Origin of the sequence: Marinilabilia rubra (assembly GCF_003121985.1) — a bacterium.
GTDB lineage: Bacteria > Bacteroidota > Bacteroidia > Bacteroidales > Marinilabiliaceae > Marinilabilia > Marinilabilia rubra.
The window spans coordinates 68,928-94,866 of record NZ_QEWP01000002.1 but is presented as its reverse complement, the minus strand read 5'-3'; the positions used below and the strand labels follow the sequence as shown (position 1 = coordinate 94,866).

General features: G+C 38.1%; 17 protein-coding genes. 14 read left to right on the top strand and 3 right to left on the bottom strand.

Going from position 1 to position 25,939, the window contains the following annotated elements; genetic code table 11:
- Window positions 1–704 precede the first annotated feature (704 nt).
- Window positions 705–887, top strand: a complete 183-nt coding sequence (locus tag DDZ16_RS20600; RefSeq protein WP_146192189.1) for a hypothetical protein — start codon at window positions 705–707, stop codon at window positions 885–887.
- 388 nt (window positions 888–1,275) lie between these two features.
- Window positions 1,276–1,446, top strand: a complete 171-nt coding sequence (locus DDZ16_RS20690; RefSeq protein ID WP_158275601.1) for a hypothetical protein — start codon at window positions 1,276–1,278, stop codon at window positions 1,444–1,446.
- A gap of 762 nt (window positions 1,447–2,208) precedes the next feature.
- On the opposite strand, the gene DDZ16_RS03225 is transcribed toward DDZ16_RS20690, so the two are convergent.
- Together DDZ16_RS03225 and DDZ16_RS03220 are read right to left on the bottom strand one after the other, a co-directional pair.
- On the bottom strand, window positions 2,209–2,919 hold the full coding sequence (locus tag DDZ16_RS03225; protein WP_109262997.1) for a hypothetical protein: 711 nt from the start codon (window positions 2,917–2,919) through the stop codon (window positions 2,209–2,211).
- 85 nt (window positions 2,920–3,004) lie between these two features.
- Complete coding sequence (locus tag DDZ16_RS03220; protein WP_109262996.1) at window positions 3,005–3,226, bottom strand: hypothetical protein; 222 nt, start codon at window positions 3,224–3,226, stop codon at window positions 3,005–3,007.
- A 1,704-nt stretch (window positions 3,227–4,930) separates the two neighbouring features.
- On the opposite strand from DDZ16_RS03220, the gene DDZ16_RS03210 reads away from it, so the two are divergent.
- Together DDZ16_RS03210 and DDZ16_RS03205 are read left to right on the top strand one after the other, a co-directional pair.
- Complete coding sequence (locus DDZ16_RS03210) at window positions 4,931–5,770, top strand: helix-turn-helix domain-containing protein (RefSeq protein ID WP_158275600.1); 840 nt, start codon at window positions 4,931–4,933, stop codon at window positions 5,768–5,770.
- Between the two features lie 148 nt (window positions 5,771–5,918).
- Window positions 5,919–8,258 carry a TonB-dependent receptor gene (locus DDZ16_RS03205; RefSeq protein ID WP_109262993.1) on the top strand — a complete coding sequence of 780 codons (2,340 nt, stop codon included), beginning with the start codon at window positions 5,919–5,921 and terminating at the stop codon, window positions 8,256–8,258.
- 597 nt (window positions 8,259–8,855) lie between these two features.
- On the opposite strand, the gene DDZ16_RS03200 is transcribed toward DDZ16_RS03205, so the two are convergent.
- Window positions 8,856–9,860, bottom strand: coding sequence for a GntR family transcriptional regulator (locus tag DDZ16_RS03200; protein ID WP_109262992.1), 1,005 nt, complete (start codon window positions 9,858–9,860; stop codon window positions 8,856–8,858).
- Window positions 9,861–10,360: 500 nt separating this feature from the next.
- Between DDZ16_RS03200 and DDZ16_RS03195 the strand changes: the two genes are divergently transcribed.
- From DDZ16_RS03195 to DDZ16_RS03150, 10 genes are all read left to right on the top strand, one after another.
- Window positions 10,361–10,966 carry a family 43 glycosylhydrolase gene (locus tag DDZ16_RS03195; protein WP_198416668.1) on the top strand — a complete coding sequence of 202 codons (606 nt, stop codon included), beginning with the start codon at window positions 10,361–10,363 and terminating at the stop codon, window positions 10,964–10,966.
- Window positions 10,967–11,610: 644 nt separating this feature from the next.
- A complete protein-coding gene (locus DDZ16_RS03190) occupies window positions 11,611–14,613 on the top strand; it encodes a SusC/RagA family TonB-linked outer membrane protein (RefSeq protein WP_198416667.1) in 3,003 nt (1,000 codons plus the stop codon).
- A gap of 12 nt (window positions 14,614–14,625) precedes the next feature.
- Entirely contained in the window at window positions 14,626–16,260 is a 1,635-nt protein-coding gene (locus tag DDZ16_RS03185; protein WP_109262991.1) for a RagB/SusD family nutrient uptake outer membrane protein, read from the top strand.
- Window positions 16,261–16,430: 170 nt separating this feature from the next.
- A complete protein-coding gene (locus DDZ16_RS03180; RefSeq protein ID WP_109262990.1) occupies window positions 16,431–17,561 on the top strand; it encodes a SusE domain-containing protein in 1,131 nt (376 codons plus the stop codon).
- Between the two features lie 207 nt (window positions 17,562–17,768).
- Entirely contained in the window at window positions 17,769–19,799 is a 2,031-nt protein-coding gene (locus DDZ16_RS03175) for a beta-L-arabinofuranosidase domain-containing protein (protein ID WP_109262989.1), read from the top strand.
- A 160-nt stretch (window positions 19,800–19,959) separates the two neighbouring features.
- Window positions 19,960–20,682: a GDSL-type esterase/lipase family protein gene (locus DDZ16_RS03170; RefSeq protein ID WP_109262988.1), complete on the top strand. Its 723-nt coding sequence runs from the start codon at window positions 19,960–19,962 to the stop codon at window positions 20,680–20,682.
- A complete protein-coding gene (locus tag DDZ16_RS03165; protein WP_109262987.1) occupies window positions 20,679–22,619 on the top strand; it encodes a glycoside hydrolase family 13 protein in 1,941 nt (646 codons plus the stop codon). The genes DDZ16_RS03170 and DDZ16_RS03165 overlap by 4 nt, the downstream gene beginning before the upstream one ends.
- Window position 22,620: 1 nt before the next feature.
- Window positions 22,621–24,030 carry a sulfatase family protein gene (locus DDZ16_RS03160; protein ID WP_109262986.1) on the top strand — a complete coding sequence of 470 codons (1,410 nt, stop codon included), beginning with the start codon at window positions 22,621–22,623 and terminating at the stop codon, window positions 24,028–24,030.
- Between the two features lie 25 nt (window positions 24,031–24,055).
- On the top strand, window positions 24,056–25,009 hold the full coding sequence (locus DDZ16_RS03155) for a polysaccharide deacetylase family protein (RefSeq protein WP_109262985.1): 954 nt from the start codon (window positions 24,056–24,058) through the stop codon (window positions 25,007–25,009).
- Window positions 25,006–25,935, top strand: a complete 930-nt coding sequence (locus DDZ16_RS03150; protein WP_109262984.1) for a sialate O-acetylesterase — start codon at window positions 25,006–25,008, stop codon at window positions 25,933–25,935. Before DDZ16_RS03155 ends, DDZ16_RS03150 begins: the two co-directional genes overlap by 4 nt.
- Window positions 25,936–25,939 lie beyond the last annotated feature (4 nt).

Below are 25,939 nucleotides of genomic sequence, written 5' to 3'. Positions count from 1 at the left end.
TGCATTTCATGCATGTCCCTAGGGAAATCAACTATCGGAAAGGTAATCCCCCAATATTAAAACGACAAAAGAAAAAGAGAAAAAAGAAAGTGCTTTGATTGCGTGGCCAGTGGGGAGTCTGTCAAGGTTTTTCGGGGAATGTTCAGACCGGCAGGGATGAACTATTTTCTGAAAACCCGGAGGGCCCGACCTTGACGGATGATTGTGGGGAGGATGTGGGTGCCACGCTAAATTTGCTTTGCCTTTTTTGTTTTTATGGTTGAAAAAGGGTGTGAAGGTAAGATGGTGAAAGGGTGGGATGGTTAGAGGGGTAGGAGCATTGGGCTAAGGGCATGGAGCGGAGAGCATGAAGTAGGGGCCTGGAGCCAAGAGAATGGTGTGTGTCCATTGATAAATGCGGTAATTGTTTAAGATGTGAGAAATTGAGTAATTTAACGAAAGTATCTTCCCGGGGTGGATGATGACGCGGCAAGGGATGCGGTTGTTTGTTGGGAAATGTGGGAAGGAAAAGGCATGGGTATGGATGAGGTGAGCGTAACAATGACGGGAAGGGGTGGAATGGAGCTATCTAGAAGATGGCGGGATACGGGTTATAGTTAAGGTTTGTAAACTATGTAAATTGAGACTGTTGTGTTTGTTTTAGGTGAATAGGATTGTATTTGCATGGGAGATGCTGAGAGGTGCAGTTTTCTTAATAGTAGCGAATGATAATGCCTGGAACCAAAGTATCTCTGACAGATGCCGGGAGCGAAATGGAAAATGTGGGGAGGATTGTGAAGTCAAACGAAGAAATATCGCTGCTGTGGGGAGTCGAGGCTTTTGAGAAGGAAAGCAGGGAAAGGAGTGAGCGATGCCGGAGTGGAAACGGAGGCAGAGAGAAGTCTTGAGCGGCTGGACGGAACAATGGCCGCAGGCTCTTAGGGGAACTTTAATGAATGCCAGTTTCGCTTGACGCACCTATTATGGGGAGGAGGGGATAAGAGGGGAATGGTTAAATGGTATGAAGGTGAGATGGTATGAGGGCATGGAGGATGGGGTTAAGGGCATGGAGCGGAGAGCATGGTGCTTGGAGTATATAGAATGTTTCTAAGAGTGTGGGTTCTTTTTTTGATTTATGTGACAATCGGTTGGTGAATGAAGAAGTTGAGTGGTTGAACGAAAGTTCCTTCCCGGGGTGGTGATGACGCGGTAAAAGGGGGTGGTTAATTGAGCAAAACGGTTGAGGTAAAGGCAGCGGTGCGAATGGATTAATGGAGATTCAAATTGATAAAAGGAATGTTGTGGGTTAAAGAAATGGAAGCACGGCTGTGGCGGGATGCCGGGGCTTTTGAGACGGACTGCCGGTACAGGCATATTGAAGCCGGAGCGAAGTGGAGGTGGGAAGATGCTGTAACTCCAGGACGGAACATGGGCCACCGGCATATGGAGATGATGAAAGTGTGTTAACCCCCTTTGCCGCACCGTTGAAGGGAGGCGGGGAAATGAGGCCTTCAGGCGGCTGCGCTTACGGGTGGATAGCGGGTTTTGGCTGTAGCTACTAAGCATAATGGACTTATGGGACGGCTTAGGTTAGCTAATGAGCATTGAGTTGGTGAACTGATGAGATGATTAATCGGGTATGTTGTTGGAATAAGATTACGTAAGGAGGAGAGGTGAGAATGGTATTTTATGGCGGATCGGAATCCGCCATACCTATAGGGAATTGGTAGACATGGAGATGCGGGGCTGTTCCCATAAGAACGCATTATGTTTTAGTAGGAGGGGTGGTGATGGGCTGGCGGATTTTTTTGAATTAAGGGATGGGCGGCTCTTTGACGGATTGAAAACCGCCAAACCTGGTGGCAATGTGCCTATGCAGAATGGTTCAAAAAATGTGACAGTGCAGCACCACGAAGGGATGGGGCGGGGAAGGTGGCAAAAAGACCGGGCGAGCCCCGAATGGATGGGGTATTATTGAGGATTTAAATAGGAGATGAAGAATTAAAATCTGTGGGAAACAATTTGGCGGAACGGAAACCGCCATACCTGAGGGGCGGGGATTTTTGCCGCCTGGTGGAATTTAGTCCGTAAGCGTAGCCGCCTGAAGGTAAATAGTTGTTATTCTTTTTTTGATGAAAATCTGATGATATTTATTTATACTAATACTGTTTATTATCAGATTTTCTGAAGTTTGAAGGTTTTGTAAAAAATAGGAGTTCTCGGTTTTACCTATAAAGACAAGATTTTTATCTGTTTTGATTTTTTGTTGTTCAATTCAATTTCAACATGATAAAAAGGTTTGTTGTCAAGAATTTTGAACGCTTTGAAAGAATTGGTTATGTAAATCATCCCCCAGAGGCCAAGTATGCCAAGGATCACAAGGCCATTGTAAGAAAACTTTAGATTTTGTTTTTTGAAGAAATCTACTAGTAAACCTGATATTATCAGTAACCAAATGAATATGATAATGTTTAGGAAAATTTTGTCGTCATAGGGATAACCAGATCTATTTAAAAAGGCTGATAAATAAATGTAGCTTGCTAAAAGGAAAAAGGCTAATATAAAAAGCCTTGAAAGGGATTGTATTACAAAGTAATATAATGTCTTTAATTTTCCGTCTGTAGACTTAAAATTGTTTTTTGCCCATAAATATAAATCCTTAAAAGGGCCCCAAAAAGTCAAGTTTTTCTTAGCATAAAACGGGTCTTCCTTTTGGAGTTTTTGGCTTCGTGCATTTAGTTGGAAAGAGAGGAGGAAGAGAATAATCACAGCCCACAAAACAGGAGCCAGAATTGGTACAAAAGATAAAATTAGTTCGCCAGGTGTAAGGAATGAGGATATATTAATTCCAAAATGTGAGTAAAAACTATACTTGTCGATAAAACCAGAGATTATTAGTACGGTGGTAATCAAAGGGATTTTTTGTGTTAGTTTTTCCATTGAGATGAAATTTTTTTGTTTAAAGTATCAGGTTTAATAATGGAATTTTTTTTAGATTGAAACTGTGCAAACGCTTAAAAGAGTTTTATTGGTATGGTTGAATGAATTGATCAAAATCTTTTTTGAAAAGATCTTTGAAGGTGAAGGATTCTTTAAATTGATCCAATTTGTTGCTGTCCAGTAATTGAAAATATCTATGTATCCCGGTTTTGTTAATGATTTGTATGTCATCGATAAATTCAGGCATTGACACTAAATAGAAAGGAACTTCAGAAGTAAGCGATAAATCCAGGTCAGGATGGGACATTTTGAGCTTAATTTTTAACCTTTCTTCAATCAGATGAACATCATCAAGATTGAATTTGATAAACCATTCCTCAAGTGTAAGAATGACAATTCTGTATTTGATATTAGGATCAAAAGAATTATTGGGATAAAGGTTTTTTGTAAAATCAATTGAAGATGGGGCTGAAGGTGATATAGCGGCTCCTGTTATTTTTTACCTAGTTTCTTTTTTGCGCTTCAAGGACTTTCCATATATCATAATTAAAAGAGGTAAGTAGCAACGATATATGGCTGTAAAAAAGAACTATCCTGCACAGCTTATTCATAGGAGACCATATCGGCTGCAGTGTATAGGTTATCATGGTCGTATCCTAAGTATTTTTAGTCATCCTCGTTGACGCACTTTGAAGGAGTAATGCGTCCTTTGTAAAAGTGTTTGTTTTCATGGTTTCCACCTTACTTCGGCAGGAATCCACTCAACAAAAAATGACAATGTTACTCTTAGACTGACTGGAGTTGCTCCAAGATCCATTAATTGTTCTTTTGGTCAGGGCAAATTATAGAGGAGCATCTCATTGGTTTTGTATTTTGAGTCCTCTTTTTTGAATGGTTGAAGGTCGTTTTCGGAGATAAGGGTAAGGCTGTTGGCTGCGCAATGATTCTTATAGTCCCTGACTTTTATTGTATTAAAGATGGTATGTGCAATTCTTATGAGTCCATATATAAAAAAATGTAAGCCATTTTTTCATTGTACAAATATTTTCGTGTTTATCATTGTTAGCCAGATAAGGCCATAAAAAAGCAATTGCCACTATAGTCATTTGTGTTGAAAGTTTATTAATATCAGAAAAGTGTGTTGTTTTTATGTTTAAATCGCTATATGTTAAAGTTTTAAGCATTTTTTTCAAGTTTCCGTTTTCCTGGTTGTCAATGAGAGAGCTTGGCTTTGTTTATTGAGAGAAGCAATGTTGACAAATTCCACTTTCCTGGTTACCGGATAAATGTTTTTTGTCCAGAGAAAAAAATCAAGTTATTTCCTTAATAGACGAGGGCTTCTATATGGTAAAACTGTCCGTCTTTAAATCGAATTAACAAGCAGATTGTTTTTTCCTCTCTTTGCCTGAATCTTGGATTTTAATATTCTCCTTAAAGCAAATGTAAAAGGAACTTTGTCGAAAATAAGCTCATCACAGCACCGTAATAAATTATTTATCTGCAAAAATGTTGAAATGGAAGCATTCCCGACAAAGAGAATTATTCATTTAGAAGCTCTTTTCTCCAATATCTTTTCCAAAAGCATTATTGCAATTCTTATATTACATATTTATTATTTATTAATTCTTTGTTCAGTTTTTTATATGTTTTGTCATTTTCCTAATCTAAAAAGTCAATAAGAAATAATCATTAAAGATATTTGGGATATATTTGATTTAAATTTTAGCAAACTATTCATGCAATTTAAGAAATGGCATTAACCAACATCAATAATCTGATTGTAATACTCATTTATGGAGGGCTAGTTTTACTTGCATTCATACACTTAACCAACCCATTAATAATAAATGCCCGGGGCAACAGGTGGCTGGCCATTTTTTTATTTCTTCTGTCTACCTTTTGGCTGGAAGAAATAGCAAGATTCGCAGGCTTTGGAGAAATCAATCAAAACTTGGGCATCTTCATTCATGCCATCCAAATATTTACTCCTTCTTCACTTTATGCTGGGGTGTTGTTTTACACAAAGCCCGGTTTTAAAATCAGATCATCTCACTGGAAACACCTTGTAATACCTTCCGTATTTATTGTCATAGAAATCAACAAAGTTCACAGTAGGTCTATTGAAGTATTTTTAAGTAAAGCAGGTATCATTCTTATTTTATTCCAGGCTCTGCTTTACAGCATACTGGCTTTTATAAAAATCAGAAGACATCAAAAAGAAATTCTATTATATTCTTCCAACACCCAGGGTATTAATCTCAATTGGCTGGAATATATCACAATACAGATCTTAGTCCTAACAATTGTTGTTTTATTCTACAATATTTTCTTTAACGACAAGGCTCCCAACATTCTTCTGAACAGCATCCAGTTAATTACGGTATTCGTGATTGCATTTTTTTCTTTGAGACAGAAGGAAATTTTCCCCTTACAAAGAGGGGATTTGATAATGGAAGCCGATTCTATAGAAAAAAATCAGGAAAGAAAGAAATTGCTTCCAGATGACGAATTAAAGTTAACAATGAACAAGCTTAAAACTATAATGGTTGATCAACAGCCTCACTTTGACTCTGATTTAAACCTTTTAAAATTAGCTAAACTCTTATCAATTACTCCCCACCAATTGTCCTATACAATCAATGCAGGATTCGATGAAAACTTTTTTCAATTTGTCAATCGTCACAGAGTAGAAACAGCCAAGGAGTTGTTAAAGAAAAATGATTCAAAAACTACCATGATTGCAATTGCCTTTGATTCCGGCTTCAATTCCAAAACATCATTTAATACCACCTTCAAAAAAATGACAGGACAAACACCCTCAGAATACAAAAAAAAATGTTCAGATATATAACTCTGAACACTTTTCAGGTTCCCCTTCCCTCATCTTAAGACCCTGTTTTCCGGTTAATACTCATAAAACAAGTTCACATTTATAGGTTCGAACCCTTTCTACAGTCAAACATTGTAAAATTGCAGCATTAAATCAAAAACTAAAATGAATGCAAGCAAGAATTTACCTGATTTGGATGTTTTGTTTTATGTGGATGAATGTTTCCAGTCAATCACCAACACAAAACATAAGAGGAAGAGTATTAGATGCCGACACTCACACACCCTTGCCAGGCGTAAACGTCTACATTGTATATTCTAATCCGCTAATAGGAACTACTACCGATGCAAGCGGTTATTACATTTTGAAAAATGTACCTGTCGGTCGATACACTATCAATTTTAGGTTTATAGGCTATGAACAGGCACTTTTTAAAGAAATCAGTGTAGGATCCGGGAAGGAAACCGAGTTGAATGTAAAACTTAAAGAAAACTTCAGGCAGTTGGATGAAGTTGTGGTTAAGCCAGGTTTTCGCAAAGATAAAGCCCAAAATAATATGGCCACACTTTCGGCCCGCTCTTTTTCAGTAGAGGAAGCAACACGCTATGCAGGTGGCTGGAATGACCCTTCTCGACTAGCAGGATCTTTTGCAGGCGTCACCATGGCAGAGGGAGTAAATGACAACGCCATCGTAATAAGAGGGAATTCGCCCAAAGGAATATTATGGCAACTGGAAGGTGTGGAGATTCCTGCTCCAAACCATCTTAACGGTGTCAACAATGGCGGAGGTATCGAAACCATATTCAGCGTAAACATGCTGGCTAACTCTGATTTTTTCACTGGGGCTTTCCCCGCTGAGTATGGGAATGCCATGTCAGGGACGTTCAATATGAAATTCCGAAATGGAAATTCCGATCACTGGGAATCGGCATTTCAGATTGGATCTCAGGGTGTGGATATCAGTTCAGAAGGGCCTTTGAGTTCCAAAAAGAAAGCCTCGTATTTGTTCAATTACAGATATTCTACCATGGCTCTTGCAGGTCTTTTAGTTGGAAATGATTTTGGAATGCCGGAGTATCAGGATTTGAGCTTCAAATTTCATTTGCCGACTACCAATTCCGGGACATTCAATATATGGGGGATTGGTGGTCTCAGCAGTGTAACTTTCGAGCCGGAGGAGAATCCAGATGATTGGTCAAATACTTTTGACAACAATCAATACGATACCGGTTCTGATGTGGGTGCTGCCGGGATTTCACATAATCTGCACATTGGCAAAAGAAACTATTTAAAATCTTCTCTGGCAACTACTCACACCAGGTTTTCAATGAACAGCGACCAACTTCTCCGTAAGGGTGAGATTATACCTCTGGCAGATCATAAAGAAAACAATACCCGTTTAATTTTTAATACGGACCTAAATACAAAAATAAGCAATCGCCTGACCAACAAAGCGGGCATAAGCCTGACATTTCAAAATTACAATCTAAACATTCGCGGAAATTCCAATCCCGGCATTAACAAGACTTTGGATCTCATTTCCGACCAGAGTGGAAAAGTTATGCAATCGCGTATTTTCGATCAGTTTAAATGGCGAATCAGCCCGAAGATCGATCTTAATGCCGGCATCAGCATCTCCCATTTTGAAATGAATAACGAATGGATACCGGAGCCCAGGGCGGGAATGTCATGGCGATTTCTGCCCCGACACTCTGTTCATATTGCTTACGGCAAACACAGTCGCCCCGAACCGGTGCGCTTTTATCTGGCAGAAGATGATAACGGACGTCTCCTGAATTCTGATCTCAGAGTGACCAAAGCCAACCACTACGTTTTAGCGTATGATTTCAGAATCAATGAAAATATGAAGTTAAAAATAGAACCCTATTATCAAGAATTATATGACGTACCGGTGATTTACGGGTCTTCAGAATCACTTATAAATTATACATGGGATATGTATTTTGACGAACCCCTTATGAATAATGGAACCGGCAGAAATAAAGGGGTTGACATTACACTGGAACGATATATGAAAGATGGATTTTACTATATGTTCACAGGTACTCTTTTCGATTCCAAGTATAAAGGGGGAGATGGCAAGGAGTACCATACCTCCTTTAACCGGAATTTTGTTTTCAACCTATTGGGAGGTAAAGAATGGAAAATCAAAGATAAAAATACCTTTGGTCTTAACGGGAAAATTGCGTTTATGGGGGGTAACCGCTTTACACCCCCCAACCAGGAGCAATCAGCCATTCATGAAATGGTTATTGAGGATAAGTCCAGAGCCTTTGAATGGCAGGAAAATAACAAGCTGTTTTTAGATATTGCTCTCAAATATCAAATAAATCAAAATAAAAAAGCTCATATTATTACCATTCAGGCCAAAAACGCCTTAATGCAAAGTGAAATGTTTGGTTGGGCCTACGATTTTGAAAAACAAAAAGTAGTGGAACATGGCATTACTATGGTATATCCCTATTTTTCATACAAACTTCTTTGGTAAATGAGACCTCTGAAAGGAATAGTTTGAAACATGACTGCCTCTCTATTTAATAGTACCCTGATGAATAAGGATTCTGTGGATCACCTCTTATTGTTTTTCAGAGGGGATCTGTCGCATCTGTGTTACTTGTCAATAAATAGCTGTCCAGTATAAACACTGCAAAATAGTGTTGAATTCGACGATGATTGGATTCTGTTTGGCTCGATCTTTAAAAGATTGGAAGAGCTTTATGAAGTAAGCTGTTTTGGATGGAAATTACACACTCTGCACGAGATTTATGCCAAGCCGGAATCTCGCAAAACAATTGCGTTAATTCGCGATATTTATTTTTCCACCTTGGTATTCATACATACTGTAAAAAAATGAAGGGGTTCTTACAAGATTCAGTAAGTCAATGTTTTACCTATAATGCTTTTGGGGTCTGATTTTTTGTTTTTTATATGTTTTATGATGAACTAAATACTCATTCATTGTTGTGATTGGAATTGATCTAAACAAAAGAATCAAAGTATTGGAAAGATCTAATTGAATTCAGCGTAATGGGGTTGAAAATTTTATGGATTACCATGAAAAGTAAGGTATTATATAAACACTAGCCTAAATGGAGTCCCTTATGTGCAATGATGCTTCATTGTAAATTCTGTTTCTGGATTTTGTTAAAACCAATTGAGCTATTGATTTTCCCATTAATTTGAAATCTGTTGAGACAGTTGTAATACCATTGTGTATGACTTTTTTAAGTTCAGTTTCGTTGTAGGAGATAATGCCAATATCTTGTCCAATAGATAGTTTTTCTTCTTTGCATTTATCAATGAGTTTGATTAAATCCCTGTCATTTATCACAAAATAAAGATCTCCTTTTAAAATTTTTGATTTTGTAATGTCGGCTATGGCGTTGAACTTAAGGTTTTTGTTTTTTGAAAAAGATTTCAAGCCTTTTTTTATTCGGAGGATATGGGGTCTCTCCGATGAATTTAAGAACCTGATGCGGGAGTATTTTTTAATTAGGTTGATATTGGAATTAAGGCACTTAAAGACATCTTTTTCGAAGTTCTGTGCTACAAAAGGATATTTCTTTTTTAACTTATCACTGGCTAGGTCCAGCAAATAAACACTTTTTGGTGGTAAAGATTCAATTAAAAATTTATCAAGATTGGGATCTTCAATTGACATTATGATATAAGAAGTGTAATTACCAACAGCATCACTGATTAGTTTTTTATATAACGAAGCATTATTGTGATGGAAAAAAAGATCTACGGTCCCTTCTTCTTTGATCTCCTGATTTAAAGAGTTGTACAAATTTTCTTTGTACAATGTGAAGTTGTCAAATAAAACAAATAATTTATGTTTTTCTATGATATTGTCATTCAATATAAAGTAACCTTTCCCTACAGAGGAAGAGATAACTCCCCTAGATTTAAGATGATTATAAGCATTCAGAACAGTGTCCTGGGATAAGTTAAATTTTTTCATTAAGGCATTTAATGAAGGCAGCTTGTCATTCACTTTTAATGACCCGTTTTCCACTCCTTCTAAAATTGCATCCACCAATTGTTGATATTTAGGTGTTCCGTTATTTCGGATATTTATGAAGTCCATGATTGAAAGTAAATGGTTTCTGTTTTGAGATGTCTTTTCAATTTCTTAAATACAAAGTTAGAAAATATTATTCAAGGTATATAAAAAATATATACTTCTGGGAAATTCTGGGTAAAAAAATAGATTGTTTTAAACTGGTTTTATGAAGAATGTTAAAAGATGTTTTGAGGTTGAATTAAAAAAACTGATTATTTAAAAGTGCTCGGCGTCGCGCATTAAGCGCATTCCTCTTAACAGGCTCATTACTTACTTTTAAAGTTGCTCCAATAAGTTCAACGTGAAATTTTTATGACATTTAAACATATTCATGGTATCAAATTCTATAGGTTTTACATTGAAATTATTGGATGTTTCTTTAATAGGGTTTCAATGGAGTGCCAGAAATTCGCAATATGAGTGTTGATTGAGTATTGCTTGTATTGTTTCTTTGATGATGTAAAATCGATTATGAAAAAAAGTTTATTAACTATAAAGATGGTGTATTGAAAAAGACTAAAAAAATGAAAGAAAAATTATTACTGCTGTTTGTATTTATTGTCACAATAACTGCATATAGCCATGCAACAGAGGGGCAGATTTTACTTCCACAAATTTCATTTGTCAATCCCATTATCCCCGGAGGCTTTCCGGCTCCATCTATCTGCAAAGTTGATGATACTTTCTATATCGTGAATTCTTCTTTTGAATATTTCCCAGGACTGCCTAATCATAAAAGCAAAGACCTTATTAATTGGGAGCTTATAGGTTACGGTTTGCATAGAGAAGAGCAATGCACAAATGAAGTGAACCTTGTAGATGTGCAGTCCAAGGGTGGAATTCATGCGCCAACAATCCGGTATAGTAATGGCAGGTTTTACATTATCACTACTAATGTTTATTATAATGAAGCTGATCAAACAACCCATTTTGTTAATTTTATTATCACTGCTGAGAACCCGGAAGGTCCCTGGTCAGACCTTCATGTTTTGAAGGGTGCACCTGGTATAGACCCGGATATTTTTTTTGATGATGATGGTAGAGTTTGGTATATAGGCACTCATTCACCGGAAAATCCAACTTTTGAGGGAGAGGGGGGAGATTTTGTTGCAGGAAATCGATATGGATAAATGGAAATTTACCGGACAAAAACATTAAAAAAATGAGAAGTTGTATTAAGAAAATCAAGATAAAAATACAAAGGCCAACTGCAACATTGCCATCATAAGGGCAGTGACCCAATATCCCCTTGTAGTGTTATTTAAAAGCGTAATCCTTTTTGGGAGAGATTTTTATGTGTGTTTAATAAGATAACATATAAAGATGATAGAATTTTGATTGGGGACAAATGTTAAAAGTTGGAAATTTGTGTTGATTAAGATCAACTTTACACTTTTGTGTTGATGATAAACAATATGGTGAGGTATTGGGCCGGGGAATGTAAGTGGTTTAACAAAAATGAATTAGATGATCTTTTCTTAAGTGTTAGAATACTATGCATTTAACGATTTTTGATGTTGAAAAATGTTCCCTTAAATCAATATTCTGTAATTATTTGCTTGTTGATTTAATTGAAATGTGCTTTTTATATCAAACCTCTATGAAGAACTATGTAAAAAATTTGCAAAAAGAAATTTTGTGTTGTATGTTTGCAAAGTGGAATTATTTATTGTGAGATTGATTGGAAAGAATTTGGTTGAGTTTGGGTCTTGATTAGAAAGTTTTTTTCTGAATATATGTTCTTTAAGTCTATGGTGTATTAAAATCTAAGTCTATGAAAAAGAAATTTAAGAATCGTTTATTTCTACCTGGCAAAAAAGCACTTTTGTTTTTTGCTTCGATGGTTATTAGTTTAATGAGTTACGCTCAGCCAAAAACAATATCCGGAATAGTTACAGATGCTTCAACAGGAGAAGCTCTTCCCGGAGTAACTATTGTTGTAAAGGGAACTACACAGGGTACTGTGACTGATTTTCAAGGGAATTATAACCTTGATGTCGAGACTGGGGAAACTTTGGTTTTTTCGTTTATTGGTTTTTCATCACAAGAGGTAATTGTGAAAGAACAAAATGTTGTTAATATTCAACTTGTACCTGAAGTCACAAACCTTGATCAGGTTGTTGTTATCGGTTATGGAAGTGTTAAGAAAAAGGATTTGACCGGGGCTGTTGACCTGGTTGGTTCCGACGATTTCAATAAAGGGATGAATACCTCGACCCAGCAATTGGTTCAAGGTAAAATGGCCGGGGTAACTGTTACCACCAACAATGGTTCTCCTGGTGGCGGGTCCGATATTTTGATCAGGGGGGTGGGGTCGTTAAACTTGACCTCGAACCCATTGTATGTTGTTGATGGCTTGCCTTTGGACGTGAGGGAGCCAATTGGAGATGAACCTACCGAAACCGGCGTGAAGCAAAGGGGTGTGAGAAATCCATTGAACCTGATCAACCCTAATGATATTGAGTCTATCACTGTCCTAAAAGACGCTTCGGCTACCGCAATATACGGTTCACGTGCAGCAAATGGGGTAGTGGTGATTACCACGAAAAGCGGAAGCCACAGCGACAAGCTGAAATTTAATTTCAATTCCCAAACGACCATTTCCATGCCCGATGAATATTTGGATATATTCACAGCAGACGAATTTAGGGCAGTGATAAACAGTACAAACGATCCTGTTTTAATTGATCAGTTAGGTTCTCATGATACAGATTGGCAGGAGCTTATCTATGATAATGCTATCGGTACGGACAATTCTTTCAGTGCTTCGGGGAAAGCATTCGGAACACCACTGAGGGCATCCGTTGGATATACCAACGAGGACGGTATTTTGCAAGGCGACAACTTCGAAAGAATTACCGGTTCGTTAAATATAGCTCCAAAATTTTTCGATAATAAGCTAAAATTCAATCTTAGTGCCAAGCTGATGCACACAGAAAACGAATTCGCGAACCAAAGGGCTATTTTCAATTCGGCAACGTTCAACCCCACGTGGCCAGTTTACGATTCTAACAGTCCGTTTGGATACACTACCTATTTAAACAATGAAGGGACACTAAAGTTAAAGAATAGCCCTTGGAACCCCCAAGCCTTATTGGATCTTGTGTCCAATAATTCTGCCGTGAACAGATATGTCACCAATCTTAAAATGGATTATAAAGTACCGTTTATTGAAGGTATGACGGCCACCATCAATACCGGTTTCGATATTGTGGACAGCGATGGTGAAGAAGTGACGGACCCCAAAGCTCCAACAGAGAGTGAAGGGTTTAACGGGATTAAAACGGAATATGGCAATAGTACTACAAACCTGTTGTTTGATGCTTATGTGAATTATTCGAGAGAAATACTTAAGAACAACCTTTCAGTAACAGCGGGTTACTCGTACCAAAGCTTCGATACAGAAGATTCATTTATCAGGACTGATTATTTCTTGGACGACCAAGGCAACAATGATCCGGATGCTGCTATAATGGTTGGCTTTGAAGATGAGTTCGAGAGTACACTTTTATCGTATTTCGGTAGGCTTAATTATGATGTAAAAGGTAAATATTTGTTGACCGGGACCTTAAGGGCAGACGCATCTTCAAAATTAAATCCAGATGACAGATGGGGACTCTTCCCGTCATTGGCTCTTGCCTGGAATCTGCATAAAGAAAACTTTATAAGAGAAGGTTTCATCAACTCATTAAAATTGAGAGTTGGTTACGGAGAGGTTGGAAACGTAAACGGACTTGGGGACTATACGTTCTTGACACGCTATTTTCAAAGTGGTTCCAATGCGAAATATCAGATAGGAAACAATTTTATAACTACATATCGTCCTGAACCAATCAATGATAACTTAAGATGGGAAGTGGGCAGTACATGGAACGCAGGGATAGATTATGTTATGTGGAACAGGAGGGTTTCCGGCAGCCTGAATGTTTACCTGAAGAAAACAAAAGACATGATTGCAGAGGCGATCGTCGACCCACTCACCAACTTCGGTAACTCGATTTCAGACAACATCGGAAATATGGAAAACAAGGGTATCGAATTCGATATCAATGGAGTTGTTGTCAGCAGAGAAGATTTAAAGTTTGAAATCGGTTACAATATTGCTGTCAACGACAATGAAATTACCAAATTAAATAACCCACAGGAGGTAGGACCGATAGGTGGTACCCTGGGAGATAAAATTCAGCGTCACGAGGTTGGAAAGGCGCCTTATGCTTTTTATGTGTATAAACAACTTTACAATGAAGATGGAAAGCCTATTGAAGGAGCATTTGAGGATTTAGATGGCGATGGTGAAATTACAATTGATGACAGATACTTTTACAAGGATCCGTTTGCCGATATTACCATGGGATTTAATATGAACCTGGTATATAAAAATTTTGATTTTAACCTGTCGGCAAGAGCCAGCTTTGATAATTATGTATATAACAACAATGCAGCGATAGGAGCATTACAACGCTTTACCAATCTGGATATTGTAAGAAACGGACATAGTAGTTTTTTCGATACAGAATGGGAATACATAGATACTCAAAGTATGATGAGTGACCATTGGATTGAAAATGCATCGTTCTTGAGACTAGACAATGTATCTGTTGGTTATACCTTTGAAAAACTGCTAAAAAACAGTAGTTTGAGGTTGTTTGCAACGGGGTCGAATTTACTTGTGATATCGGATTATAACGGTATTGACCCGGAAATATTTAATGGTATTGATAACAATATCTACCCAAGGCCAAAAGTTTTGTCATTTGGTGTGGATTTTAATTTCTAAAACAAGTTTGAGATGAAGACATTATATAAAAATATATTAGTTATTAGTTTGATGGCATTGTTTTTTGTTGCATGCCACTCTGATCTGGAATTGGAGCCTGTCTCACCAAACTCATTAACCGAGTTAGATGTTTACGAGAATGAAGAAACTGCCTTTAAAGCTCTTGCTAAATTATACCAGAGTTATGCAACGGCTGGGCAGTTAGGAGGAAATGATGCAACAACCCCTCCGGGGCCTGATATTCCAGGATTATCCCAAGCGGCAGTAAACTGGTCCGATTTTGTGTATTTATCCAACTTTTTGAATGATGTTTCCACAGATATTTCTGTGGTAGCTTGGACTTCCCCGGGTATTCAAAATATCAATACGATGGTCTGGACTTCTCAAAACTTCTATTCCAATACGATGTATTACCGTCTTGCCGCGATAATTTCTTTCTGCAATTCTTTTATAGAGAATGTAAAAAGCTTGCCGGATACGAAAAATGTACAGTATTACAGTGCTGAAGCAAGATACTTGAGGGCGCTAGCCTATTATTACATGATGGATTACTTTGGGAATGTGCCTTTGGTTACACAAGTATCTACAGAGCTCCCGGTGCAAAACTCAAGAGACGATTTGTTTGAATTTATAGAAACTGAACTGTTGGAAGTTAAAGATTTACTGATGGATTCAGGAACGAACGATTATGGGAGAGTTGATCAGGTTGCAGCCTGGGCGCTTCTGTCAAGATTATATCTTAATGCTGAAGTATACGTTGGCGAAAATAAGTACAATGATGCGGTTATTTACTCTGAATTGGCTATTAACAGTACCTATACATTGAATACCACGGATGCAAACGGAAATGGTACGGCCTACGATGAATTGTTTCTGGGGGATAACAATAAGAATGGTGCCCAGGTTGAGTTTATCCATACCATAAACTATGATGGATTAAACACTGCGTACTGGGGGGGAGCTACTAATCTTGTTCATGGATATCTTGGTGGTTCTATTGACCCCTCGCTTTATGGCGTAAGCAATGGATGGTGGGGGTTGAGAACTACCAAAAGTTTTGTTGAAAGGTTTGATTATGCAGTAACAGAAACCAATGCGGAAGGAGAACCCATCGCCTGGAGTGATTCAAGAGCCATGTTTTATACAGATGGGCAGACATTGGAAATTTCCGATGCAATCAAATTTAACCAGGGATATTTAACTCCTAAATGGAGTAACCTTTATTCGGATGGTTCACAGGGTAGTGACGTGGCTGGAAATTGGGTTGACACAGATGTGCCAATTTTCAGGTTAGCTGAAATGTACCTGAACTACGCAGAGGCCACATTAAGAGGCGGAAATGGTGATGATGGCAAAGCATTACAGTATATTAACGATTTAAGAACCAGAGCCGGAGCTTCAACGATCACATCGGGAGATTTGACTTTGGACTTTATGATCGATGAAAGAGCTCGAGAAATGTATCTGGAATGTAACAGACGTACCGACCTGATCAGGTTTGGTCATTTTACCGGTGGAGATTACCTGTGGTCTTTTAAAGGAGGAGTTGAATCAGGTAAAGCTGTCGATAATTATCGTAGTATTTATCCTATTCCTTACGAAGTTTTATTAGCTAACCCAAATCTTGAACAGAATCCAGGTTATTAATTGTCAAGTTAATAGTTTTTTCGTTAAGAATTGAAGTTTAATGCCTAATGTTTTTTATAACTAACAAGAGGACGACTACATAAACCCCTACTTTGCTGCCTAGGGCAGGCAATGTCTTTTATGTTTATTATTTCTAATCTGTCCTTCTCTTGTCTAATTTTATTATAGAGATGAAAAATCATTCAATGTTTTTTTATATTATGTCTCTGTTCGTGATACTGGTAGGGTATTCTTGCGATGAAGAAGACAAAAACGAACTAATCGTAAATAGTTCAACAGAAGATCTCGCTTTTACAAGTGTGTTGCAACCTGTTTATAGCTTAGATATTGGTAAGGCAGAAGAAGATGCCCTGTTTTTGGAATGGAATGAGCTTTCGTTCGGATTGGAGAGTGCGATAGTTAAGCATAAAGTACTTGGTTCAGTTAACGAGGATTTCTCGACCATTGATTATGAATCTGGCGGGCTTAATGACCCTGAATTAACACTTCAGGTAAAAGATTTATATAACCTGGCTGGAATTATGGGATTGGACAACGATCCTAAGACAACAGACGCTAATGGGAACCCGAACAATACGGGTACTGTTTACTTCAGGGTAGAGACGTATGTGGGCAACTATACGGCAGTCAATGTAGTTAAAGCAAAATCGAGTGTGGTAAGTTTGAATCTGGAAATAGTAGAGGTTGCGGCTTGCCCGGAAATGTTGCTGTCGGAATGGGGCTTCGTGGGGCCGTTTAATGATTGGGATATTACTACACCTGTTATATATTCAATGCTAACAACAGGTAATGAAAATGTTTTCAAAGGGGCTTTAAGTATCGACGATGGAGGTTTTAAGATTACCGTTTTAGATGGTTCCTGGAGTAAAACCTATGCATATGGAGGTACTGAGGGAAGTCTAATGGAAAATGTTGCATTTGAGCCTGTAATCCCAAGTTCTGCCGGTCATTATGTAGTTACCGCAGATCTCTCGTCGTTAACATACTCAATGGAAGAGGCAGAGTTGATAGGACTTGTCGGTCCTTCCACAGTGAACCAGTGGGATGGTCCCGATTACAAATTAATTCCTGATGGTTGCCAAGCAGGAGTGCATATAGGAAGAAACATTCCTTTAACTAGTGGAACTGTCTATTTTAGAGTGAATGATGACTGGACGGTTTCATATTCCCTGGGCGATAAGGAAGGAACAATTATTCCCAATCCTGGAATTGGTTCAACCGGAATTCCTGTTGCAGAGGATGGGAACTACGATGTAATAGTAGATCTAAATACAATGAGTTATGAGCTCATCAAACTATAACTTTGAAAAACGGGAACAATATAATTGATTCCAAAATGTTCCCGTTTTTCTTTTTAAAATTCTGATATATACACAAATATAAGTGTGTTAAAAACTTTCCTGTCCAAAGAGCATTGTTGTTTGTTTAGATAGGGAGAATTAGTTCCAGGTATCCCGAATTCTTTACTTTAGAACTAAAGAAGATTATTTAAAACCAAAAACCACAAAATGAAAAAGTCAATAATCCTTAGTTTCATTATTTCGCTTGCATTTTTTTTAGGCTGTAAGCAAGTTGAAAAGGGAGGGGAAAGTAGAAAGAACTACAGTCGATACATTTTAGCTACCACATCAGAAATAAAACCTGAAGGGTGGATTCGCCAGTTCCTTGAAATCCAAAAAGAAGGCTTAACTGGAAATATTGCCGCAGCTGGTGCTCCTTTTGATTCGAAGATGTGGATCGAGCGTATTGAATTGGACAAAACCACCCAGAAGGAAAGCATAAACAGCTTTAAACGTGAAGGTAAGGGAGAGGATGCCGATAAAGGAATATTCTGGTGGCCCTACGAACAAACTGGTTATTACATTGATGGAGCCATTAAGTGCGGATATCTTTTAGGAGACAGTATCCTTATTAATAGGGCAGAGAAACAAATTAATTACCTACTTAATAATCCTAAAAAGAATAACAGGCTTGGACCACCTGCAAAATTAATTGGCCGATGGAATGTTTGGCCATATGCAGGGTTGTTTCGTTCTTTTTTAACCGAATTTAGCGAAACAAGCGACCAGAGAATTATTGAAGCTATGTATAAACATTATCTCACCTATACAGCTGAAGACTTTCAGGATGAATTGGATGTGTGTAATGTTGAGCATCTTTGTTGGTTGTATGAGAAAACGGGAGATGAAAATCTCCTGGCTACGGCAGAAGAAGCTTACGCCTTGTTTAAGTCAGACAAAAAAAACCGCACTAGAGGTGGTGCTGATATGATTTTTGAATCGGACAGAGTACCCGACCAGCATGGAGTAGTTTATTTTGAGGTAGTGAAAATTCCCGCAATATTGTACATGCATACCGGGAAACAGGAATATTTGGATGAAGCGCTGCATGGTATCCAAAAAATGGAGCAACATTTTATGCTTCCATCCGGGTGTCCAAGCACAACTGAACATTTCCACGAAGTCAATGAGATGGCTGGTCACGAAACATGTAACCATGCCACTCTTCCATATACTTATGGTATTATGTTAAGGGCCACTGGTGACCCAAAATGGGCTGACAAAATAGAAAAGGCAGCTTACAATGCCGCCTTAGGCTCCATTACCAAAGATTTTAAATCACATCAGTATTTTTCAGCCCCCAACCAGATGATTGCTAGTCTCAAATCAAATCATTTTGGTTATTACGGGGATTTTATGGCATATGCTCCAGGTCATAGCGTGGCTTGTTGTACAGGAAATATCAATCGTTTTATGCCTTATTTTGCTATGCAAATGTGGTTGAAAACAAATAATAATGGTGTTGTGGCATCATTGTTCGGAGCATCAGAATTTTCGACAACCGTAGGATCTGAAAAAGTAAAAGCTACTATTAAACAGATAACCAAATATCCATTCGAGGAGAAAGTTAAGTTTGAAATCCACCTGGACGAAAAAGCAGAGTTTGCTTTTCAGATTAGAATTCCAGCTTGGTGTAGCAACCCTATGTTGACTGTCAATGGTTATAAAGTTGAAGGGAAATTAAAGCCAGGTACTTTTTATACTTTAAAAAGAAAATTTGCAGATGGTGATGTAGTTGAGTTATTTGTGCCAATGGAGGTGAAGAAGAAGTCCTGGTTTGGTAAAGGATTGTCTTTTGAAAGAGGACCAATAGTATTCAGTTATCCGGTTCCAACAACAACTGTCATTGAAGAAGATTACGAAAAATCAACTAAGGATTTTCCTGCATATTCATTCTATCCAAATGGAAAATGGCAATATGCACCTGTTGTTAACAACCTTAAAAATGTAGAGATAGTTTTGAATGAAAACTATTCTTACCCTTGGGATATCAGTACACCTCCTGTAAAACTTATAGTAAAGGCTCAGGAAGTAAAGAACTGGAATTTAGCAGAAGTGGTTGATGATAAAAGCCGGAAAAAGGTACTTAAGAACCCGGAATTTCCAGAAGGACTTAAATTATCTGATAAAACAGAGACAATTGAATTAGTGCCATATGGAAGCACTGTGTTACGACTAACTGTTTTTCCTGAGAAGTGAAATTATAAAATAGCACAGAGGCAAAAGGCTCTTCCCTTTAGCCCTGAGGATAGAGGGGGTGCCACTCCAATGGAGTAGACGAGAGGAGCTTAATGTTTTATTGCCAATTAGCGAATTGGAATCTTCAGAGCTGATTCGACGCATCACAACCTTATTTAATATGCAAATTAAAACTAACATTCTATTTGTTCTGGTTGGTATAACTTTTTTTTCATGCAATAGCCTGAAACAGACTTCAGATTCAATTATTTACAACAGAAACGAATTATACCCACCATCAAACCTGGTTTTTGAAAAACATACAGAATGGACAAAAAAGCATTACCCTGAAAGAATTGAGGAGTTCAGAAATAATCCCCTGGAAAAGGGAGAGGTAGTTTTTATCGGAAACAGTCTTACCGAACAAGGAAAAGACTGGGAACGTCATTTCAATGAAATAACAGTTAAAAACAGAGGGATTAGTGGTGATATTTCTGAAGGAGTACTGCATCGCCTGAATGAGATATGTTTTTATAAGCCTGAATCTTTGTTTTTGCTAATAGGTATCAACGACTTGTTTAATGGAACCATCAGTAATGATGAAATTGTTTCTAATATTCAAAAAATAGTTGCATTTGTTAATCAAAACTCACCTAAAACAAGGATATATGTTCAAAGTTTGCTTCCCACATCTCACGAAAATATGGTGAGACGGATTGCAGACATAAATGAAAAACTCAAAAATAAAGAGCGTACTGCAGGATATGAATTTATTGATGTTCATCAATTGTTTGCGACCAAGGAGGATTTGATGATAAAAAAGTTTACAACAGATGGTACTCATCTTAATGAATCCGGCTACGAACATTGGGCTAAACACCTTAAAAAATACGTTGAAAAATGAGAAAATCAGGAATCATATTGACTTTATTGTCAGGCCTAATTTTGGGAGCTTGTCAAAACGATCCTAAGGAAGAGTCAAATTTAAATAAGAGTACAAACTTTTCGGATGCGCCTCAATGGTCAAAAGAGGTTGTTTGGTATCAGATCTTCGTTGAAACATTCCGTAATGGCGATGCCTCAAACGATCCAACCAAGGAAGATATTACAGGAGCCTATCCCGAGTTTATTCCAGAAAAATGGGGGATAACTCCCTGGACAAATGATTGGTATAAGCCGGATGTTTATGCTCATGAATTAGATGGCAAAACAGACAATCAAGGCTATCCATTAACCAATTTTGCCCAGCAACAACAATTACGACGTTATGGTGGCGATCTACAAGGAGTACTGGATAAAATTGATTATATTGATTCACTGGGTGTTACAGCTGTGTATTTTAATCCATTAAACGATGCGCCTTCTAACCATAAATTTGATGCACGAAATTGGCGTCATATAGATCGCAATTTCGGACCATCACCCCGTGAAGATGTTAAAATCATGGAAGGAGAAATACCGGATGATCCTTCTACCTGGAAGATGACAGGAGCTGACAAATTATTCCTAAAAGTTATTGAAGAACTTCATAAGAGAGGTATAAAAGTGGTGATGGATTATTCCTGGAACCATACAGGAAGCACGTTTTGGGCATTTAAGGATGTGGTTAAAAATCAAGCGCAATCTAACTATAAGGATTGGTACTGGATTGACAGCTTTGATAACCCTGATACTCCTGAAGATGAATTTGCTTACAAAGGGTGGTTTGGTGTGAAAAACCTGATTGAGATAAAAGAGACCCAGTATGTTGAGCACAAATCGAGCTCCCATGTTTTTGAAGGGAATTTTGTTAGCGAATCGGTTAAACAGCACATCTTTAGTGTGTCAAAAAAGTGGTTAGACCCTAATGGTGATGGCGATCCTTCGGATGGAGTGGATGGTTTCAGATTGGATGTTTGCGCAGAGGTCCCCATGGGATTTTGGCGTGAATACCGGAAAGTTGTCCGGGGAGTAAATCCCGAAGCTTATCTTGTTGGAGAGACCTGGTTTGAGACGTTTCCTAATACCATGATGGATCCTAAATCATTACTCGAGGGTGATATTTTTGACGGCGTAATGAATTATCGTTGGTATAAAGCTGCGCGTGAATTCTTTATTGGGTCAAAAAAGGCGATTTCAGTAAGTGCATTTGTAGATAGTTTAACGCGAATCACCTGCAACTTGAGAAACCAGAATATTCTGGCAATGATGAATGTGGCAGCCAGCCACGATTCACCAAGATTATTGACTTCGCTGTTTAATAAGGACAGTAAATACAAATACCAGGTTACTCCAACTGCGGAGGTGAATTACAAAATTCATAAACCAGATACAGAAGCTCATCAAACAGCGCGATTACTATTAGCACATCAATTTACATATATGGGCTCTCCTCATATATGGGCCGGAGACGAAATGGGCATGTGGGGTGCGGATATGGGAGATTCGCGTAAGCCATTGATTTGGCCAGATTATGACTTTGATCCAGAGCAAGTACATCCTATTGGAAGAGATCGACCTGTTAACGAGGTGAAATTCAATCATGAACATTTTGACTATTATCGAAATCTAATTCAAATAAGAGAAGATTATCCTGTATTAAAATCAGGAGATATAAAATATCTGGTAGTTGATGAAGAGAAGCGAGTTTTGGCATACAGCCGATTTGATAAAAATGAAGAGGTTGTTGCGGTTTTTAATGCCAGCTTTAAATCACAGACAATTGATTTGAAGCTAAAACCCCAAAAGAACTATAAAGATATTTTAAACATCGGGGAATTCGTAAAAATGAGCGGGGGCACCTTTCAAATAACTCTTCCCCAAAGAAGCGCATCTATAGTGGTAACAGATAAAACAAACTGAGATGAGCAAGCAATTAGTATTATTTGCAGCATTTACACTCGCATTAATTTCGTATTCTAATAGAAGTGAAGCGTCAAAAAAGAGTAAAGAGTCAAGACTTCCTAATATTGTCTTGTTGATAGGGGATGATCACGGTTATCCTTACTTTGGTTTTAATGATGCAGGCTATATGCATACGCCAAACATGGACAAGTTGGCTGAAAGAGGAACTGTTTTTACCAACGGATATGTGCCGGTGGCCCATTGTGCCCCTTCCCTGAGAACGCTAATGACCGGTATCCTTCCAACAGAATATGATCACTGGAAAAACCAAAAAAAGGTAAGTCTGATGGAAACATCAGAATACCAAAATTTGGATGCTGACGAGCGGAAAGAATGGGAAGAGGATTTCACTTATCAATCGATGAAGTATTATGAGACTTTACCGAGACTGTTAAAACAAAAAGGATACAAAACCTGGCAAGGTGGTAAATGGTGGGAATTCAGCTATCAGGTTGGTGGTTTTGATGAAGGGATGACCAAAGGTTGGACCAAAGAACAAAAAGAATCAGATCCTGAGTTTTTTTTAACGTTAATGGGAGGAGATGGAACTGAATTGGTGCGGAAAACTATGGATCCCGTTTACGACTTTATTGATAAAAATAAGGAAGGGCCCTTTTTTTTGTGGTTTGCCCCGGAATTGCCTCACTGGCCTTTTAATGCACCTCAAAAGTACTACGATTTATACGAAGGCAAAGGTATGACAGAGTCTGCCAAGAAATACTATGCCAATTGTAGCTGGTGGGATGATGGTGTTGGTATATTGATGGATTATATGGAGAAAAAAGGCTTGATGGAGAATACTATTTTTATTTATGTAAATGACAACGGATGGGAACAGGCCCCAAATCAGGAATTCAGGCATGATGAATACACCTGGCACCTGGGCGGAGAAAGGGGTAAAGGTTCGTTTTATGACCCATCTTTCCGCACACCTATTATCTTTTCATGGCCTGGAAAAATTGAGACAGGGGTGCGAAAACAAGACTTTATGCACAGTGCGGATATAACCGCAACCATTTTAAATTATGTAGGAATAAATATTCCTGACAATTTTTACGGAACTTCTTATACTGATGTAATTTCCGGAAAAGAAAACGGTAAAAGGGATGTGATTATTGGCGAAATCGATAACATCCGCTCTGCAGAAGCACAAGTGTTTGGAGGGGACCGTACTGAAGGTTACTTTTTAAGGAGCCGAGACTGGTTCTTTACATGGAATAAAACAAAGAAAGAAATCAACCTTTACAACATGCACAATGATCCCTTTAACTTTATTAACCTTGCTGCAAAATACCCCGAGGTAATCGAGGAATACAAAACCCAGGTCGATGGCTGGATAAAAAAATACGGAAGTAAAGCGGAGTTTTGATTCTAAGGAAAAACACAACAGAAATATGAAACGATCCTCATTGATAACAATCGCATTTTTTGCAAGGGGGCAGAATATCAATAGCCCCTTGCAAAAAAATCTGGTTTTTGAAATGCTGTTCCCGGAAGGAAAAAGTAAAGCCTTTGTATTAAGCGAAGATGATGGTCCAGTTGAAGACAGGCAATTAATTCAGTTGCTGAACAAATACGAAGTCAAAGGTACGTTCCATATTAATGCGGGACGTTTAAAGGATAGCAATACTGTAAATGCCGAAGAAATAAAAACGCTGTACAAAGGTCATGAAGTATCCGTTCATGGTTATTTGCATAAAGGCTTGGGAAAGGTCTCACGCCTCGAAACCTTCTTTGAAGTAGCCGAAGACCGAAGGGCTTTGGAAAGGCTCACAGGGGATCTTGTACGGGGAATGGCTTATGCATTCGGGAGTAATAATACCGACAACCTCGACATTCTTCAGGATATTGGCATCCAATATGCCAGAACAGTAGAGGAGACCCATTCGTTCGATATCCCTGAAAACTTTCTCTTGTGGCACCCAAGCATTCATCAGCTTGGAGGGGCACATTACACCAATAGCACAACTAAACTGAACGAAAAAGGATTAGCGCAGTTTTTTAAGCTGACAGATGAATTTTTGGGTTTGGATAAAACGGGGGTATTTTATGTTTGGGGACACAGTTGGGAACTAACCGATAAATGGGACGTGATGGAAAAGTTCCTGAAACGAATCTCAGGTAAGGACGATATTTTTTATGCTACTCATATTGAGCTGGTAGATTACATTCACGCGTATCGAAACCTTATTTATTCAGTAGATAAATCCATGATAAAAAACCCCGGTAGTACCGATGTGTATCTACGATTTACGGATTATTCAGATGTGGACAATCCGATTAGAAAAGACCTCTGCATACCAGCTGGTACAACTGTTAATTTAAATTGTACAACAATCAAAAAATGAAGAATAAGTTCTCCATATTAACTATGTTATCATTGTTACTAGTATCTGTTTTAACATATGGACAGGCACAGAAGGTCGATACCCTTCGTGTGTTTTATATGGGAGGACAATCAAATATGGACGGTTATGGATATGTTTCTGAGCTTCCTGATACCCTTAATAAAACTTTTGAAAATGTATGGATATTTCATGGCAACCCCACTCCGGATGATAAACCAGGTGGTGGAATGGGTGTTTGGGAAAAACTTCAACCCGGGCATGGAGGTTGGATGTTTTCAAGCGATGAAAAGGGAAACAAACTAACTAACAGATTTGGAGTTGAGTTATCCTTTGCTGCAAAAATTAAAGAATTCTATCCGAATGAGAAAATAGCTCTTATCAAATATTCCAAAGGAGGTACTTCACTCGATACACTTGCACCTAATTATGGATGCTGGGATCCTGAATATGTCGGGGTAAAAGGGATAAATCAATATGATAACTTTTTGACCACCGTGACCAATGCTTACAGAATCAAAGATATTGATGGTAATGGCATTGATGATGTTTTGATACCGGAGGGAATCATCTGGATGCAGGGTGAGGCAGATGCCATAAAAAAAATATCTGCAGAGAAATATTATTACAATTTAAAACGGATGATGGGGCTTATCAGAGCAGCTTTCCGAAAAGACAATATACCAATAGTTATTGGGAAAATTTCCGATTCCGGGCAAGACGAGAAGGATGGGAAGGTATGGGATTATCTGGATTTGGTTCAGTATGCTCAGGAACAATTTGTTGAAAACGATCGACATGCCTCGATAATCAGAGACACGGAAAAATATAGCTATACCGACGAAGCCCACTATGATAGCAAAAGCCTTATTGAATTCGGGGAAAAGTTTGCGAGTGAATTATACAAGTTGAAATCAAGCATTGAATAGATAA